This window comes from Streptomyces yerevanensis, assembly GCF_000716805.1.
GTDB lineage: Bacteria > Actinomycetota > Actinomycetes > Streptomycetales > Streptomycetaceae > Streptomyces > Streptomyces flaveus.
Genome location: NZ_JNWJ01000018.1, coordinates 90,748 through 105,167 on the forward strand (window position 1 = coordinate 90,748; position 14,420 = coordinate 105,167).

General features: G+C 69.8%; 9 protein-coding genes. All 9 read right to left on the reverse strand.

All coding sequences use genetic code 11. From position 1 onward, the window contains the following. Positions 1–99: 99 nt before the first annotated feature. The 9 genes from OP79_RS20510 to bldG all read right to left on the reverse strand — a co-directional run bounded on the left by OP79_RS20510 (position 100) and on the right by bldG (position 14,406). Entirely contained in the window at positions 100–1,305 is a 1,206-nt protein-coding gene (locus OP79_RS20510) for a DNA polymerase III subunit delta' (RefSeq protein ID WP_033321734.1), read from the reverse strand. Positions 1,306–1,429: 124 nt separating this feature from the next. After that, the gene (tmk, locus tag OP79_RS20515; protein WP_033321735.1) at positions 1,430–4,615 is read right to left on the reverse strand and encodes a dTMP kinase; all 3,186 of its coding nucleotides are present in this window, start codon (positions 4,613–4,615) and stop codon (positions 1,430–1,432) included. A 147-nt stretch (positions 4,616–4,762) separates the two neighbouring features. Continuing rightward, a complete protein-coding gene (gene topA, locus OP79_RS20520; RefSeq protein ID WP_033321736.1) occupies positions 4,763–7,567 on the reverse strand; it encodes a type I DNA topoisomerase in 2,805 nt (934 codons plus the stop codon). 353 nt (positions 7,568–7,920) lie between these two features. After that, a complete protein-coding gene (locus OP79_RS20525; protein WP_033321737.1) occupies positions 7,921–8,118 on the reverse strand; it encodes a hypothetical protein in 198 nt (65 codons plus the stop codon). A gap of 199 nt (positions 8,119–8,317) precedes the next feature. After that, a complete protein-coding gene (locus OP79_RS20530) occupies positions 8,318–9,835 on the reverse strand; it encodes a DUF7059 domain-containing protein (RefSeq protein WP_033321738.1) in 1,518 nt (505 codons plus the stop codon). Positions 9,836–9,992: 157 nt separating this feature from the next. Then, the gene (locus OP79_RS20535) at positions 9,993–10,583 is read right to left on the reverse strand and encodes a hypothetical protein (RefSeq protein ID WP_033321739.1); all 591 of its coding nucleotides are present in this window, start codon (positions 10,581–10,583) and stop codon (positions 9,993–9,995) included. A gap of 171 nt (positions 10,584–10,754) precedes the next feature. Next, positions 10,755–13,160 carry a sodium-translocating pyrophosphatase gene (locus OP79_RS20540; protein ID WP_033321740.1) on the reverse strand — a complete coding sequence of 802 codons (2,406 nt, stop codon included), beginning with the start codon at positions 13,158–13,160 and terminating at the stop codon, positions 10,755–10,757. 321 nt (positions 13,161–13,481) lie between these two features. Continuing rightward, positions 13,482–13,922, reverse strand: coding sequence for an ATP-binding protein (locus tag OP79_RS20545; protein WP_033321741.1), 441 nt, complete (start codon positions 13,920–13,922; stop codon positions 13,482–13,484). 142 nt (positions 13,923–14,064) lie between these two features. After that, on the reverse strand, positions 14,065–14,406 hold the full coding sequence (bldG, locus tag OP79_RS20550) for an anti-sigma factor antagonist BldG (RefSeq protein WP_003975386.1): 342 nt from the start codon (positions 14,404–14,406) through the stop codon (positions 14,065–14,067). Positions 14,407–14,420 lie beyond the last annotated feature (14 nt).

Consider the following 14,420-nt stretch of genomic DNA (forward strand, 5'->3'; position numbering starts at 1 on the left):
GTCACAGCGCCGCAGCGCCGCAGCGCCGCAGCGCCGCAGCGCCAAGCCACCCCTGAACCGCATCGCACGGCAACCCCCTGAGCCCACTGCCCCTAAGCCTCACCCCGCCCGCAACGCCATCGTCATCGCCTCCACCGCCAGCAGCGGCGCCACATTGCGGTCGAGGGCCTCGCGGCAGGCGGCGATCGCTTCTATGCGGCGCAGGGTGGTCTCGGGGGTCGTGCCGCGTGCGAGGCGCTCCAGCGTGTCCTGCATCTCCGTGTTGGCGAGGGCGAGGCTGGTGCCGAACTGGAGGGCGAGGACGTCGCGGTAGAAGGCCGTCAGGTCGATCAGGGCGAGGTCCAGGCTGTCCCGCTGCGTACGTGTCCTGCGGCGCTTCTGCTTGTCCTCCAGCTCCTTCATCACGCCCGCCGTGCCGCGCGGCATGCGCCCGCCCTGGGATGCGCCGAGCGCCGCCTTCAGCTCGTCGGTCTCCTTGGCGTCGGTCTCCTCGGCCATCTGCTTGGCGTCCTCGGAGGCCGCGTCGATCAGCTCCTGGGCTGCCTTCAGGCAGCCGCCGATGTCGTCGATACGGAGCGGGAGCCTGAGGACGGCGGCGCGGCGCTCGCGGGCGCTCGGGTCCGTGGCCAGGCGGCGGGCGCGGCCGACGTGGCCCTGGGTGGCACGGGCGGCGACGGCCGCGACCTCCGGTTCGATGCCGTCGCGACGTACGAGGATGTCGGCGACCGCCGCCACGGGAGGCGTCCGGAGTGTGAGGTGGCGGCAGCGGGAGCGGATGGTCGGCAGGACGTCTTCGATGGAGGGTGCGCACAGGAGCCATACCGTGCGGGGGGCGGGCTCCTCGACAGCCTTCAGCAGGACATTGCCCGCGCCCTCCGTCAGGCGGTCGGCGTCCTCCAGGACGATGACCTGCCAGCGGCCGACGGCCGGAGACATCTGGGCACGGCGGACCAGGTCACGGGTCTCCTTGACGCCGATCGAGAGGAGGTCGGTGCGGACGATCTCCACATCCGAGTGCGTACCGATCAGGCTCGTATGGCAACCGTCGCAGAACCCGCAGCCGGGGACTCCGCCGAGGGCACGGTCGGGGCTCACGCACTGGAGGGCCGCCGCGAAAGCCCGCGCCGCCGTGGAGCGGCCCGAGCCCGGCGGACCCGTGAACAGCCAGGCGTGCGTCATCCTCGACGCCTCGGGCAGCTGGGTGTCGGCGGCCACCGCCGTGACCAGGGCGTCGGCGTCCCGGGCGGCGGCCTCGAGCTGCTCGCTCACCTTCTCCTGACCCACCAGGTCGTCCCATACGGGCATGGGTTGCCGCCCCTCCGTCGCACATCTGCCTTGCCGCATCCCATTGTGCGGGAGAGCACTGACAACGGGGCTTCACGCCCTGTCGCCCCTCACGCCTTCGCGTCAGCGCCCGCGACGGCAAGCCTCAGCGCCCTCGCCGCCCCCGCCCACGCCTGTCGTCCAGGTCGTCGTCCTCGCGCGGGCCCAGCAACTCGTCCGCCAGCGTCGGAAGATCGTCCAGCGGGGTCTCCTCCGCCCAGTCGGAGCGGCCGCGTCGGCGCGGGCCGCCCTCGGCTTCGACCTGGGGCAGCTCGCGGGTGCGGGCGTCGGAGCCGTCGGGCGCCGGCCGCTCGTCCCGGAAGTACCCCGGGGGAACCCGGTCCGCCGTGTCACCGCCCCGCTGCTCGCCGCCACGGTCGTCCCGTACGGCCTGGTCCTCCCTTACGGGAGGAAGGACGGCCGTCTCCTCCGCGTCCGGGCGCACCGGAGGAAGCACCGCCGTCTCGTCCGCGGCCCCCTCCGGCACCGGAGGCTGCGGCAGCACGGCTGTCTCCTCCGCGTCGGGCCCGGTTTCGGGAGCGTCGCCGGGTGGCACGGGCCGCAGCACCTTGGTCTCGTCGTCCACCGGCCCGCCGGACGCGTTCGTCGGCGGCACGACGGGCGTGGGCGTCGGCACCGTGACCTCGTTGTCGGGGGTGGTCGCCGGAGCAGCACCGGAACCCGAACCCTCCGTCGCGGCAGCGGCCGCAGCAGCCGCCGAAGCCGCCCCTCTGCGAGCCTCCTCGGCCCGGAGCAACGCCTCCTCGGCCTTCCGCTGCTTCTCCAGACGCCGCGCCTCAGCCTCCGCCCGCAGTCGCGCCTCCTCCTCGGCCTGCTTGCGCAGGCGCTCCTGCTCGGCCGCGCGGGCCTGCTCCTCCGCGAGCCGTCGGGCCCGCTCCTCCTCGGCCCGCCGACGCGCCTCTTCGGCCTGCTGCCGGGCCACCTCGGCCTGCCGCTCCAGCTCGCGCCGCTGGGCCTCCTCCAGCTCGCGCCGCTTGCGTTCCTCTTCCTCCGCGCGCAGCCGGGCGAGCTGCTCCTGCCGCTCGCGCTCGAGGCGCTCCTCCTCGGCCTTGCGGGCGGCCTCTTCCTCGGCGCGTCGCCGCGCCTCCTCCTCGGCCGCCTTACGGGCCTCCTCCTGGGCCTTCACCTCGGCCTCGGAGAGCGGCAGCATCACGTCGAGACGGTGCCGTATCACCGTCGTGACGGCCTCGGACTCCTGCCCACCGTCGACCACCAGGTAGCGCGTGGGGTCGGCGGCGGCGAGCGTCAGGAAACCGGAGCGCACGCGCGCGTGGAACTCGGCGGGCTCCGACTCCAGCCGGTCCGGTGCCTCCGTGAACCGCTCCCGCGCGGTCTGAGGCGACACATCGAGCAGCACGGTCAGATGAGGCACCAGCCCATTGGTCGCCCATCGTGAGATCCGCGCGATCTCGGTCGGGGACAGATCGCGACCGGCCCCCTGGTACGCCACGGACGAGTCGGTGTAGCGGTCCGAGATGACCACCGCGCCCCGCTCCAGCGCAGGCCGCACCACGGTGTCCACGTGCTCGGCACGGTCGGCGGCATACAGCAGCGCCTCCGCACGGTTCGACAGCCCGGCCGAGGACACGTCCAGCAGGATCGACCGCAGCCGCTTCCCCACAGGCGTGGCCCCCGGCTCGCGCGTCAGCACGACCTCGTGCCCCTTGGAGCGGATCCACTCCGCGAGCACCTCGGCCTGCGTCGACTTCCCGGCCCCGTCACCGCCCTCCAGGGCGATGAAGAACCCGTTCGCAGCCGGTGCCTGCGCGGGATCGTCCCCGCCCCGCAGCGCGTCCCGCAGGTCATGCCGCAGCGGTACGCCGGACCGGTCGTCGACCTTCGCCAGCACCAGCGCCGCGACCGGCAACAGCAGCGCGCCGACCAGCATCAGGGTGAAGGCCGCGCCGCCGTGCGCGAACACGAACTTGCCGTTCTCCAGCCGGTGCGGCCCGATCGCCGCCGCCAGCACGGGGGCCACCAGCGCACCCAGGGCGACGTAGACCCGTACGACCGCGTGGAGATGCTCCGTCGTACGCGCCCGCCGGTGGTCCTCGGCCTCCTGGTCGAGCAGCGTGTGCCCGGTGTTCGCGGCGATGCCCGCGCCGATGCCCGCGAACGCCGTGATCAGGATCACCGTGGCGACGTCCGGGACGATCCCGGCGGCGAGCAGCGCGAGGCCCGTGAACGCGATGGCCAGCGAGAGCAGCCGGCGCCGCGACAGCGGCGGCAGCACCTTCGGAGCCGTACGGATGCCTACGACGACGCCGCCCGTCAGGCCTGCCACCAGCAGCCCGTACGTCACCGGACCGCCGCCCAGGTCCTTGGCGTGCAGCACGGAGACGGCGACCGCGGCGGCGACCGCCCCGGCGACGGCCGCGCAGGCCAGGACCAGTAGCGGAAGCGAACCCGTACGCCCCTTGTCGACGCCGGTGCCCGACTTGGGGCGGCGCAGGCCCTCGAGCGGCGACCGCGCGCGGGGGGTGCGTGCGTCGGGCAGTTCGAGGACGGTCAGCACCGACAGAGAGGCAGCGAACAGGCCCGCCGCGACGTACGACGCGAGCGCCGCCTGATGCTGGTCGAACCAGGCCAGTCCGGCGCCCAGCAGGTTGTTGAACAGCCCGGCCACGACGAGGGCGGCGGCCGCCAGGGGCACCGCCACGAATCCCGTACGCAGCGACAGGCGCCGCAGCGTCTCCGTGTGGTCCGGCAGCGGGCGAACCGCCGCGCCCTCCAGGGGCGCCGCGGGCAGCAGAGCGGGCGCCGCACTCTCCCGGCACACCGTCCAGAAGCGCTCGGCGACACCGATGACGAACGCGGTCACCAGGATCACGGCCAGCGCGTCGTCGGGCGTCCAGTCGATCCACAGGGGCGCGATGATCAGCAGTACGGCCCGTACACCGTCCGCGCCGACCATGGTCCAGCGGCGGTCGAGCGGCCCCTCCTGGGAGGTCAGGGAGGTGAGCGGTCCGAGGAGTACGGCTCCGAAGAGCAGCGTCGCGAGTATCCGCGCCCCGAAGACGGCCGAGACGGCGAAGGCCACCCCGCGGTAGTTGCCCCCGAAGGACCCCGCCGCGACCGCCGCCTGGAGCGCGAGCACGACCAGGACGAGCAGCGCGAGGGCATCGCCGACGCCGGCCACGAGCTGAGCGCTCCACAGCCGCTTCAATTGCGGTACGCGAAGCAGCGCCCTCACGGCGCGCTCGCGTGAATCTGCGACCAGGGCGTCGTCTGGGGCCGGGGTGTGGGCCGTTGGCTGCTCCGCTCGCGTCATGCGTTCAGCCTATCGGGAGGCACCGACAACCCCGAAGGGCGCCCAACACATGCGGACGCGAGGCCTCCACAGGGCGTTGAAGCACCACTCCAGGAAGCTGAAGCGCAACCCCCGGGACGCTCAAACACCGCCCCGGGACGCTCGAGCTCAGCCCTCCGAAGCCGCCGCCTTCTTGGCCGGAGCCTTCTTGGCAGCCGTCTTCGAAGTCGTCGTCTTCTTGGCTGCCGTTTTCTTGGCAGGTGCCTTCTTGGTGGCCGTTTTCTTGGCCGCGGCCTTCTTCGCCGTCTTCTTGGCGGGTGCCTTCGCGCGCTTCTCCGCGAGCAGTTCGTAACCCCGCTCCGGAGTGATCTCCTCGACGCTGTCGCCGGACCGCAGGGTCGCGTTGGTCTCCCCGTCGGTGACGTACGGCCCGAAGCGCCCGTCCTTGACGACGACCGGCTTCTCACTGACCGGGTCCGTGCCCAGCTCCTTGAGCGGCGGCTTGGCGGCGGCGCGCCCGCGCTGCTTGGGCTGAGCGTAGATCGCCAGTGCCTCTTCCAGCGTGATCGTGAAGAGCTGGTCCTCGGACTGCAGCGAACGCGAGTCCGTGCCCTTCTTCAGGTACGGCCCGTAGCGCCCGTTCTGCGCGGTGATCTCCACGCCCTCGGCGTCCTTGCCGACGACACGCGGCAGCGACATCAGCTTGAGCGCGTCGTCCAGGGTCACCGTGTCCAGGGACATCGACTTGAAGAGCGAGGCCGTACGCGGCTTGACGGCGTTCTTGCCGGTCTTCGGGGTGCCCTCGGGGAGTACCTCGGTGACGTACGGCCCGTAGCGGCCGTCCCTGGCGATGATCTGGCGACCCGTGACCGGGTCGGTCCCCAGCTCGAAGTCGCCGCTCGGCTTGGCGAGCAACTCCTCCGCGTACTCGACGCTCAGCTCGTCCGGAGCGAGATCCTCCGGCACATCCGCGCGCTGGTGGTTCTCGGAGTCCTTCTCGCCGCGCTCGATGTACGGGCCGTAGCGCCCGACGCGCAGCACGATGCCGTCGCCGACCGGGAACGACGACACCTCGCGGGCGTCGATCGCACCCAGGTCGGTGACGAGCTCCTTGAGGCCGCCCAGGTGGTCCCCGTCGCCGTTGCCGGCCTCGGCCGCGCTGCTGTCGCCGTTCGCTCCCTCACCGAAGTAGAAGCGCCTCAGCCACGGCACGGCCCGCGCCTCGCCCCGCGCGATGCGGTCGAGGTCGTCCTCCATCTTCGCGGTGAAGCTGTAGTCGACGAGCCGCCCGAAGTGCTTCTCCAGGAGGTTGACCACGGCGAAGGACAGGAAGGAAGGCACGAGCGCCGTGCCCTTCTTGAAGACATAGCCGCGGTCGAGGATGGTCCCGATGATCGACGCGTACGTCGACGGGCGGCCGATCTCGCGCTCTTCGAGCTCCTTGACCAGGCTGGCCTCGGTGTAACGGGCCGGGGGCTTGGTCGCGTGGCCGTCGACCGAGATCTCCTCGGCGGACAGCGCGTCGCCCTCGTTGACCTGGGGCAGCCGGCGCTCGCGGTCGTCCAGCTCGGCGTTCGGGTCGTCCGCGCCCTCGACGTACGCCTTCAGGAAGCCGTGGAAGGTGATGGTCTTGCCGGACGCGCTGAACTCGGCGTCCCGGCCGTCAGCGGCGCGGCCACCGATCTTCACCGTGACGGAGTTCCCGGTCGCGTCCTTCATCTGGGAGGCGACGGTCCGCTTCCAGATCAGCTCGTAGAGCCTGAACTGGTCGCCGGTCAGCCCGGTCTCGGCGGGCGTACGGAAACGGTCCCCGGAGGGGCGGATCGCCTCGTGCGCCTCCTGCGCGTTCTTGACCTTCCCGGCGTACGTCCGCGGCTGCGGCGGCAGGTAGTCGGCGCCGTACAGCTGCGTGACCTGGGCGCGGGCCGCGGCGACCGCAGTGTCCGAGAGGGTCGTGGAGTCCGTACGCATGTAGGTGATGAAGCCGTTCTCGTACAGCTTCTGCGCCACCTGCATCGTGGCCTTCGCGCCGAAGCCGAGCTTGCGCGAGGCCTCCTGCTGCATCGTCGTCGTACGGAACGGGGCGTACGGGGAGCGACGATACGGTTTCGACTCGACGGACCGTACGGAGAAGTTCGTGTTCTCCAGGGCGGCGGCGAGCGCGCGGGCGTTCGCCTCGTCCAGGTGGAGCGTGTTCGCGCTCTTCAGCTGCCCGAGCGAGTTGAAGTCGCGGCCCTGGGCGACACGCCTGCCGTCGACCGTGGTGAGGCGCGCGACCAGGGAGGACGGGTCGCTCGAGTCGCCGGCGCGGCCGGTGCCGAAGGTGCCCGTCAGGTCCCAGTACTCGGCGGAACGGAACGCGATGCGCTCGCGCTCCCGCTCGACGACCATGCGGGTCGCCACGGACTGGACACGGCCGGCCGACAGGCGCGGCATGACCTTCTTCCACAGGACCGGCGAGACCTCGTAGCCGTAGAGGCGGTCGAGGATGCGGCGGGTCTCCTGGGCGTCGACGAGCTTCTGGTTGAGCTCGCGCGGGTTGGCGACGGCGGCCTGGATCGCGGCCTTGGTGATCTCGTGGAAGACCATCCGCTTGACCGGGACCTTGGGCTTGAGCACCTCCTGGAGGTGCCAGGCGATGGCCTCGCCCTCGCGGTCCTCATCGGTGGCCAGGAAGAGCTCGTCGGAGTCCTTCAGCAGATCCTTGAGCTTCTTGACCTGCGCCCTCTTGTCGGCGTTGACGACATAGATGGGCTGGAAGTCGTGCTCGACGTCCACGCCGAGGCGGCGCACCTCGCCGGTGTACTTCTCGGGCACCTCCGCGGCGCCGTTGGGGAGGTCGCGAATGTGCCCGACGCTCGCTTCGACGACGTAGCCAGGGCCGAGATAGCCCTTGATCGTCTTCGCCTTGGCAGGCGACTCGACGATGACGAGTCGGCGGCCGCCGTGTGCGGTCTCGCTGGTCGGGGACAACTTCGCTCTTCTCTCCGGTCGACGCAGGGGGGCTCGCCCCGGGCGTTGGTCCGGGGGTCGGGTCGTGCTGACGCTGCGGAGTGTGACGGTACATCCCGCCCCCGTGTCAAACGGGAAAAGCCCGCAACGGCCACTCGAACGGTAACCCGACTCCCGGCATTCCTGCCGCCCGGAGTGTGGACCTGCTGTTTCGGTCCTATCCGGAGGGTGACTTCTCAGTTACCGAAACGGCGGGATCGCGACGGCCGGAGATCTTGCCTCCGACCCTTCGAAAGGGACAACTCCGGTTCCCCGGAGGGCATCGCTCCAAGGACGGGAGCCACACCGGGAGCCGCACCGGAAAGCGCGCATCCTCAGATGCGTGTGAAGCACCACACGGCGAGGAGCAGCGCGGCCGTCCCGGCCAAGCTCGCGACCATCGCGGACGCGGCCGGGCCCATCCCGTCGGCGACGGGTTCGCGGTGCCGCAGCCGGGCCGCGGTCCACACCAGCAATCCGGCTCCGAACAGGGCGAACACCGATCCCGCGAAGACCGCCGGTCCGTTCTCCATGGTTCGTTCCCTTCGCCCTTGGGTGCCCAAGGACGGGAGGCTGACACCTCCGGGAAGCGAGCACACGAACCCACGATGAACGCACGACGGACAGACCCGTGCGGCTTCCCGCGCACACCGCCGTGTCGGCTCGGATCGAATGTGTGGCCGCGGCGATTTCGCGCCATCCAAGACGGCTCGGCGATCGCGGGGCTTCTGCTCACCCGGCGGGCTCGAGGAACCCCTGTTCGATCAGCAGCCGGATCTGCGTGGGCGTACGGTCTCGCAACAACACCGGGTCTTCGCCGACCAGTTGGGCAATGGCGTCCAGAATTCGCCCCGCACTGAGTGTGCCGTCGCACACACCCGCGAAACCCGCGCCCACCGTGTCCACCCTGGTGGCCCGCCGCATCCCGCGGTTCTGGCGCAGTACGACATGCTCCGGATCCTCGGCGCCGGGCAGTCCGACCTGCTCCTGCACGATCTCGCCCGCAAGCTTGAAGTGCCCGGCGAGCAGCGCCGCGTCGTCGTGCGCACGCAGATAGTCCACACGATCGAAGTGCGCGCGCACCGTCTCGCCGAGCGGCTGTTCGACGGGATGCGGCCACTCCTCCACGACGACCGAGGGCTGTGCGGCCCCCGACTTGCGCAGGGTGATCCACCCGAAGCCCACGGCCCTGACCTTGCGCGTCTCGAACTCGTCGAGCCACGCGTCGTACCGTGTCTGGTACTCCACCGGATCCGCATGATGATCGCCGGCGTCTCGCAGCCACAATTCGGCGTACTGCATGACGTCCTGCACCTCGCGCTGCACGACCCACGCGTCACAGCCGCGCGGCACCCAGGACCGCAGCCGGTCCTGCCAGTCCTCCCCCTCCACGTGCTGCCAGTTGGCAAGGAACTGCGCATACCCCCCTTCGTTGAGGTGAACGCCCGCACCTTGAACGAGCGCGCGACACAGATCGTCCCCGCCCATCCCGCCGTCCCGGTAGGTGAGCCGGGCACCGGGGGAGATGACGAAGGGCGGGTTGGAGACAATCAGGTCGTACGTCTCCTCGCCCACCGGCTCGAACAACGAGCCCTCACGCAGAGCTGCCCCCGAGGTTCCGGACAGGGCGAGCGTGAGCGCGGTGATGTGCAGCGCGCGCGGGTTGACGTCGGTCGCGGTCACCCGCGTGGCGTGCTGTGCGGCGTGCAGCGCCTGGATTCCGGAGCCGCTGCCGAGGTCGAGGGCGGACGCGACGGGCGTACGCACCGTGATACCCGCCAGGGTTGTGGACGCGCCGCCCACTCCGAGTACGACCCTTTCGTCACGGCTGCCGATGCCGCCGGCCCCGCCCACCGCGCAGCCCAGGTCCGAGACGATGAACCAGTCCTCGCCGCCGGGTCCGCCGTACGGCCGGACGTCGACCGTCGCCGCGACCTCGCCGCCGCCGGTCCTGGTCAGCCAGCCGCCCTCCAGACAGTCCTGAACCGGCAGTACGTCCACCACGCGCGCGTGCGGCACGGGCTGCTGCAACAGGAACAGCCGTACGAGCGTCTCCAGCGGCGTGTCGCCCCGGGTCGCCCGGAGCGCGGGTACGGTCTCGCTCCGGGCCAGCGCCGCGTACGCGGAGGCGCCCAGCAGATCGAGCAGGCCGTCGGCGCTGAAGGAGGCGCTCAGGAGGGCGTCCCGCAGCCGCGCGGTGACGTCGGAGCGGTCGGTCGAGGGCAGCGTTGCCAGGCTGGTGTTACTCACGCCTCCATTGTTGCCGCTCCCGCCGACGGGACGCGTGTCCCTGTGGACAACATGCCGCCTGTGGACAACATGCCGGTGGCCCGGCACGCACGCGTGCCGGGCCACCGTTCGGTTGACGAACGATCGGTCTCCTGGAGTCAGCCGTTGTCTCCTGGGGTCAGCCGTTGGTCGCCGACGGCGAACCGGAGGCCGACTTGCAGCTCTCCTGCTTGGCCATCGCCTGGCCCACCTCGCCCTCCTGCAGCTTGTTCAGGGCGACGTTGCCGCTCTGGCCCAGCTTGTCCAGCTCGGTGGCGATGTCCTTGAGTCCGTCCGCGAACTTCCCCTGGTCCTTGGTGTCGAGCGCGTCGACCTGCTTCTTGAGGTCGGCGTACGACGTGGAGATGCCGTTGAGCTCCTTGACGGCGTCCGCCTTCTTCTTCTCGCCGTTCTCGACCTCCGGCGCCCCGGCCTTGGTCACGGCGGCTCCGATCGCCTTGTAGGCGTCGGACATGTCCTGGAAGGCCTGGGAGTCCGTCTTCTGGACATCCGCCGGCGTGCTGTTGTCCGAGGTCTGCTTCTGGATGGAGGTGTTGGCGGCCTCGATCTTCTTCGCCTGCGGCTGCACCTCGTCACAGACCTCTTTGGCCCAGGAGTTCAGCTTTTCGCTGCTGTCGTCTCCGCCACATCCCGACAGCGCCAGTACCAGTACCGCACCGCCGGACAGTGCGGCCGCGAGCTTCTTGTTCACCGGATTGGTCCCTTCCATGGCTCTCGGCCCCGGAACATACACGCCAAGTGGGCGGCACCCACGAGATGGGAGTCCGATTTATAAAATATTGCAACCATTTGCACCAAGCGAGAGAAGGCTCACGAACCCGGCGTGAAAACCCGAGAGCGGAACCTGACCAGCCGTAAGGCCAAGCCGTGGAGCAATCGCCTACGAAACCACCGCCGCATCCGCCGACTTGGAAACCGGCTCGGAGTTGTCTTCGTCACTCACGGCGATCCCGCGCCGCTTGGACACGTACACCGCGCCCACGATGACAGCGATCGAAAGCACCGCGATGAGGACGCGCATACCCACGCTCTTGTCCTCGCCGTAGCTGAATTTGACCACCGCGGGCGCGATGAGCAGCGCCACCAGGTTCATCACCTTCAGCAGGGGGTTGATCGCGGGACCGGCGGTGTCCTTGAAAGGGTCACCGACCGTGTCGCCGATCACCGTGGCGGCATGGGCCTCGCTGCCCTTGCCACCGTGGTGACCGTCCTCGACGAGCTTCTTCGCGTTGTCCCACGCCCCGCCGGAGTTGGCAAGGAAGACGGCCATCAGCGTGCCCGTACCGATCGCGCCCGCGAGGAACGAGCCGAGCGCACCGACCCCGAGCGTGAACCCGATCGCGATCGGCGTCAGTACGGCGAGCAGACCCGGTGTGGCCAGCTCGCGCAGCGCGTCCTTGGTGCAGATGTCGACGACGCGCCCGTACTCGGGCTTCTCGGTGTAGTCCATGATCCCGGGATGCTCGCGGAACTGCCGCCGCACCTCGTAGACCACGGCCCCCGCGGACCGCGAGACCGCGTTGATCGCCAGCCCCGAGAAGAGGAAGACGACCGCGGCGCCCGCGATGAGCCCGACGAGGTTGTTGGGCTGCGAGATGTCCATCATCAGGTTCAGCGGCGCGTCCTCGCCGGTGACCGTCTCGCCCACTTCGTTCGCGGCCGTGAGGATCGCGTCGCGGTACGAGCCGAAGAGCGCCGCCGCCGCCAGGACGGCGGTGGCGATGGCGATGCCCTTGGTGATGGCCTTGGTGGTGTTGCCCACGGCGTCCAGGTCGGTGAGCACCTGCGCGCCCGCGCCCGTGACGTCACCGGACATCTCGGCGATGCCCTGCGCGTTGTCGGAGACCGGCCCGAAGGTGTCCATGGCGACGATCACGCCGACCGTGGTGAGCAGGCCGGTACCGGCCAGCGCCACCGCGAAGAGCGCCAGCATGATCGACGTACCGCCGAGCAGGAAGGCCCCGTAGACGCCGAGGCCGATCAACAGGGCGGTGTAGACGGCCGATTCGAGACCGATGGAGATACCCGCGAGGACGACGGTGGCCGCACCGGTGAGCGAGCTCTTGCCGATGTCCCGTACGGGACGGCGGGTCGTCTCGGTGAAGTAGCCCGTGAGCTGCTGGATCAGCGCGGCCAGCACGATGCCGATCGCGACGGCGACGAGCGCGAGGATCCGCGGATCGCCACCGTTGTCCAGGATGGCCGTGTCCGTGACGCCGTCCAGGTCGGCGTACGAGGACGGCAGGTAGATGAAGACGGCCGCGGCCACCAGCACCAGCGAGATCACCGCGGAGATGAAGAAACCACGGTTGATGGCGCTCATCCCGCTGCGGTCCGCACGGCGCGGAGCCACGGCGAAGATGCCGATCATGGCGGTGATGACACCGATCGCGGGCACGATCAGCGGGAAGCCGAGCCCGTAGTCGCCGAACGCCGCGCTGCCCAGGATCAGCGCGGCGACGAGCGTGACGGCGTACGACTCGAAGAGGTCGGCGGCCATACCGGCGCAGTCGCCGACGTTGTCGCCCACGTTGTCGGCGATGGTCGCGGCATTGCGCGGATCGTCCTCCGGAATGCCTTGCTCGACCTTGCCGACCAGGTCGGCGCCGACGTCGGCGGCCTTGGTGAAGATGCCGCCGCCGACACGCATGAACATGGCGATCAGCGCGGCGCCGAGACCGAAGCCCTCCAGGACCTTCGGCGCGTCGGCCGCGTACACCAGCACCACACAGGAGGCGCCCAGCAGACCGAGCCCCACCGTGAACATGCCGACGACGCCGCCCGTGCGGAAAGCGATCTTCATGGCTTTGTGTGAGACGGCGGTGAGATCCTTTTCGGGTTCACCTTCCGCCGGAGTCGCTTCCCGTGCCGCGGCGGCTACGCGCACATTGCTGCGTACGGCGAGCCACATGCCGATATAGCCGGTGGTCGCCGAGAACGCCGCGCCGATCAAGAAGAAGACCGATCGTCCGGCGCGCTGATTCCAGTCGTCCGCGGGCAGCAGCATGAGCAGGAAGAACACCACGACGGCGAATACGCCGAGGGTGCGCAACTGGCGCGTCAGATAGGCGTTCGCGCCTTCCTGAACCGCTGCCGCGATCTTCTTCATGCTGTCGGTGCCCTCGCCGGCCGCCAGCACCTGGCGTACCAGGACCCCGGCGACCACCAGAGCCGCCAGGGCGACGACCGCGATGACGATCACGATGAGTCGGTTGTCGTCGGTCAGAACCGCGGCCGCGAGGGTTGTGGGATGGTCAAACTGATGAGGGGTAGAAAGCCCCGCCATTCGTCCTCCTTGACGCTTGGGCTGAGCTCAAGATGTGGACGGATTGTAGGTAGCCGAACCTGATCAAAACAGTGCGCGGTAAGCGGAATCGTCCTTCACATGCTCTTGAGTAAATGATCCACGGACCATCATGGAACCCGAAAGGGGTAATGCCTCAAAAGCATTGACGCTTGATCCGTTGACGCGCGACAGGAAGTAAACCCGATCATAAGGCTGATCGTGAATTCATTCACGATAACGCGTGCGCAATCCACGTGCACGAGCGCGCACGAAAAAGGGCCCCGCTGAGCAGGGCCCTTTCCGTACTGCGTGGGTGAGGGGTCAGGGGACGAGCGTGGCCGGCGGCGTGGTTGGCCAGCTCATCCTGATCAGTCCGCCGTTCTCACCGGCGGTGACCTCCACGTCGTCGACGAGGCCGCTGATGACCGCGAGGCCCATCTCGTCCTCCTCGGTCTCCGCGTCCGACTCGTCGGCTCCGCCATGGGCTCCCGGCACCTCGCCGGGGGCCGTATGCGGCGCCTCGTCGCCGACCTCGATGGAGAACTGCTTCTCCTCCTCGATCAGCAGCACCCGCACCGGCGCCGAGATACCGCCGCTCTGGTGCAGTCCGACGGCCCGCGTACAGGCTTCGCCGACGGCGAGCCTGACCTCGTCGAGGACGGCCTCGTCCACTCCGGACCTGCGCGCCACCGCTGCCGCCACCAGTCGGGCGGTCCTGACGTGCTCGGGCAGCGCGCTGAAGCGGAGTTCAACGGTGGCCATGCATCCCCCTCGGAACTACGGGCGTGCTGTCAGGGGGCCGGGCCGCCGAGCCCGACCCCCCCTCGTTGACTTTCTTCCGTCCCGGACCACGGCCCGGAACCGGCCTTCGGCCAAGGGCCGCTCGGTCACGACCGAGGACCGCTCAGTCCGTGGCCGCTACCGCCTCCTCGACCGAGGTGTGAATCGGGAACACCTTGGTGAGGCCGGTGATGCGGAAGATCTTCAGAATGCGCTCCTGGTTGCAGACCAGTCGCAGCGAGCCCTCGTGGGCGCGCACCCGCTTCAGGCCGCCTACCAGCACGCCGAGCCCGGTGGAGTCGAGGAAGTCCACGCCCTCCATGTCGACGACAAGATGAAAACTGCCGTCGTTCACCAGCTCGACCAGCTGCTCGCGCAGCTTGGGCGCGGTATATACATCGATTTCGCCACCGACTTCGACGACCGTACGATCGCCGACGGTACGTGTCGACAGGGACAGGTCCACGGATCCTCCAGCAC

Excerpts from the sequence above, each read along its gene's own strand:
- OP79_RS20510 (WP_033321734.1), bottom strand. The coding sequence starts at position 1,305 with ATGCCCGTATGGGACGACCTGGTGGGTCAGGAGAAGGTGAGCGAGCAG.
- tmk (WP_033321735.1), bottom strand. The coding sequence starts at position 4,615 with ATGACGCGAGCGGAGCAGCCAACGGCCCACACCCCGGCCCCAGACGAC.
- OP79_RS20525 (WP_033321737.1), bottom strand. The coding sequence starts at position 8,118 with ATGGAGAACGGACCGGCGGTCTTCGCGGGATCGGTGTTCGCCCTGTTC.
- OP79_RS20535 (WP_033321739.1), bottom strand. The coding sequence starts at position 10,583 with ATGGAAGGGACCAATCCGGTGAACAAGAAGCTCGCGGCCGCACTGTCC.
- OP79_RS20540 (WP_033321740.1), bottom strand. The coding sequence starts at position 13,160 with ATGGCGGGGCTTTCTACCCCTCATCAGTTTGACCATCCCACAACCCTC.
- OP79_RS20545 (WP_033321741.1), bottom strand. The coding sequence starts at position 13,922 with ATGGCCACCGTTGAACTCCGCTTCAGCGCGCTGCCCGAGCACGTCAGG.